We start from the raw sequence: 2,984 nt of genomic DNA on the forward strand, positions 1-2,984 counted from the left end.
GTATCGCATACTGAATACATAGGTATGCGAGGCGAACCTGGAGAACTGAAACATCTAAGTACCCAGAGGAAAAGACATCAACCGAGATTCCGAAAGTAGTGGCGAGCGAAATCGGAACAGCCTTCTAGTGATAGTCAGACGGTTAACAAAACGGAATGGAAAGTCCGGCCATAGTAGGTGATAGCCCTGTATGTGAAAACCGACTGGTGGTACTGAGCTAGAGAAAAGTAGGGCGGGGCACGAGAAACCCTGTCTGAATATGGGGGGACCATCCTCCAAGGCTAAATACTCATCATCGACCGATAGTGAACCAGTACCGTGAGGGAAAGGCGAAAAGAACCCCGGGAGGGGAGTGAAATAGATCCTGAAACCGCATGCTTACAAAAAGTAGGAGCCCGCAAGGGTGACTGCGTACCTTTTGTATAATGGGTCAGCGACTTACATTCAGTGGCAAGGTTAACCGAATAGGGGAGCCGTAGAGAAATCGAGTCCGAATAGGGCGTCCAGTCGCTGGGTGTAGACCCGAAACCAAGTGATCTATCCATGGCCAGGATGAAGGTGCCGTAACAGGTACTGGAGGTCCGAACCGACTAGTGTTGCAAAACTAGCGGATGAGCTGTGGATAGGGGTGAAAGGCTAAACAAACTTGGAAATAGCTGGTTCTCTCCGAAAACTATTTAGGTAGTGCCTCAAGTATTACCTGCGGGGGTAGAGCACTGTTTAGGCTAGGGGGTCATGGCGACTTACCAAACCTATGCAAACTCCGAATACCGCAGAGTACAGCTTGGGAGACAGAGCACCGGGTGCTAACGTCCGGACTCAAGAGGGAAACAACCCAGACCGCCAGCTAAGGTCCCTAAAATTGGCTAAGTGGGAAACGAAGTGGGAAGGCTAAAACAGTCAGGATGTTGGCTTAGAAGCAGCCATCATTTAAAGAAAGCGTAATAGCTCACTGATCGAGTCGTCCTGCGCGGAAGATGTAACGGGGCTAAGCCAGTTACCGAAGCTGCGGATTTGCAATTTATTGCAAGTGGTAGGAGAGCGTTCTGTAAGCCTGTGAAGGTGCCTGGTAACGGGTGCTGGAGGTATCAGAAGTGCGAATGCTGACATGAGTAGCGTTAAAGGGGGTGAAAAGCCCCCTCGCCGTAAGCGCAAGGTTTCCTACGCAACGTTCATCGGCGTAGGGTGAGTCGGCCCCTAAGGCGAGGCAGAGATGCGTAGCTGATGGGAAACAGGTCAATATTCCTGTACCGATGTGTAGTGCGATGTGGGGACGGAGAAGGTTAGCTCAGCCAACTGTTGGATATGTTGGTTCAAGCCTGTAGTCGTGCCTGGTAGGCAAATCCGCCGGGCTTAGATGAGGGGTGATAACGAGTCTGCTTGCAGACGAAGTGAGTGATACCCTGCTTCCAGGAAAAGCCACTAAGCTTCAGCTACACACGACCGTACCGCAAACCGACACTGGTGCGCGAGATGAGTATTCTAAGGCGCTTGAGAGAACTCTGGAGAAGGAACTCGGCAAATTGATACCGTAACTTCGGGAGAAGGTATGCCGCAAGTAGGTGAACTTGTACAAAGGGAGCCCAAAGCGGTTGCAAAAAATCGGTGGCTGCGACTGTTTAATAAAAACACAGCACTCTGCAAACACGAAAGTGGACGTATAGGGTGTGACGCCTGCCCGGTGCTGGAAGATTAAATGATGGGGTGCAAGCTCTTGATTGAAGTCCCAGTAAACGGCGGCCGTAACTATAACGGTCCTAAGGTAGCGAAATTCCTTGTCGGGTAAGTTCCGACCTGCACGAATGGCGTAACGATGGCCACACTGTCTCCTCCAGAGACTCAGCGAAGTTGAAATGTTTGTGATGATGCAATCTCCCCGCGGAAAGACGGAAAGACCCCATGAACCTTTACTGTAGCTTTGTATTGGATTTTGAACGGATCTGTGTAGGATAGGTGGGAGGCTTTGAAGTGAGGACGCTAGTTCTCATGGAGCCGACGTTGAAATACCACCCTGGTGCGTTTGAGGTTCTAACCCAGGTCCCTTATCGGGATCGGGGACAGTGCATGGTAGGCAGTTTGACTGGGGCGGTCTCCTCCCAAAGCGTAACGGAGGAGTTCGAAGGTACGCTAGTTACGGTCGGACATCGTGACGATAGTGCAATGGCATAAGCGTGCTTAACTGCGAGACTGACAAGTCGAGCAGATGCGAAAGCAGGACATAGTGATCCGGTGGTTCTGTATGGAAGGGCCATCGCTCAACGGATAAAAGGTACTCTGGGGATAACAGGCTGATACCGCCCAAGAGTTCATATCGACGGCGGTGTTTGGCACCTCGATGTCGGCTCATCTCATCCTGGGGCTGTAGTCGGTCCCAAGGGTATGGCTGTTCGCCATTTAAAGAGGTACGTGAGCTGGGTTTAAAACGTCGTGAGACAGTTTGGTCCCTATCTTCCGTGGGCGCTGCAGATTTGAGGAAGCCTGCTCCTAGTACGAGAGGACCGGAGTGGACACACCTCTGGTGTATCGGTTGTCACGCCAGTGGCATTGCCGAGTAGCTAAGTGTGGAAGAGATAACCGCTGAAAGCATCTAAGCGGGAAACTCGTTTCAAGATGAGATCTGCCGGGGCCTTGAGCCCCCTGAAGAGTCGTTCAAGACCAGGACGTTGATAGGCTGGGTGTGGAAGCGCAGTAATGCGTTAAGCTAACCAGTACTAATTGCTCGTGAGGCTTGACCCTATAACTTTGATGACGTTTCATCGAAGGTGGTTATGCCAGGTAAGGCGCAGTCAAAATACAAAGCTGATTACAGACTCTATGAATTCGTTGTGTTGCTCACAAGAGCAGCATGACAACAAGTTATGCCTGATGACCATAGCAAGTTGGTACCACTCCTTCCCATCCCGAACAGGACAGTGAAACGACTTTGCGCCGATGATAGTGCGGGTTCCCGTGTGAAAGTAGGTCATCGTCAGGCTCTTACAGCC

General features: G+C 51.1%; 2 rRNA genes (1 of these 2 cut by a window edge). Both read left to right on the forward strand.

What is annotated here, in order from left to right:
* Window positions 1–2,736 (forward strand): 23S ribosomal RNA (locus PO605_RS30590) (it extends 140 nt beyond the left edge of the window).
* A gap of 125 nt (window positions 2,737–2,861) precedes the next feature.
* Window positions 2,862–2,974, forward strand: a 5S ribosomal RNA gene (gene rrf, locus PO605_RS30595).
* The last annotated feature ends 10 nt before the right edge of the window (window positions 2,975–2,984 follow it).

Origin of the sequence: Delftia sp. DT-2 (assembly GCF_028401915.1) — a bacterium.
GTDB lineage: Bacteria > Pseudomonadota > Gammaproteobacteria > Burkholderiales > Burkholderiaceae_C > Comamonas > Comamonas tsuruhatensis.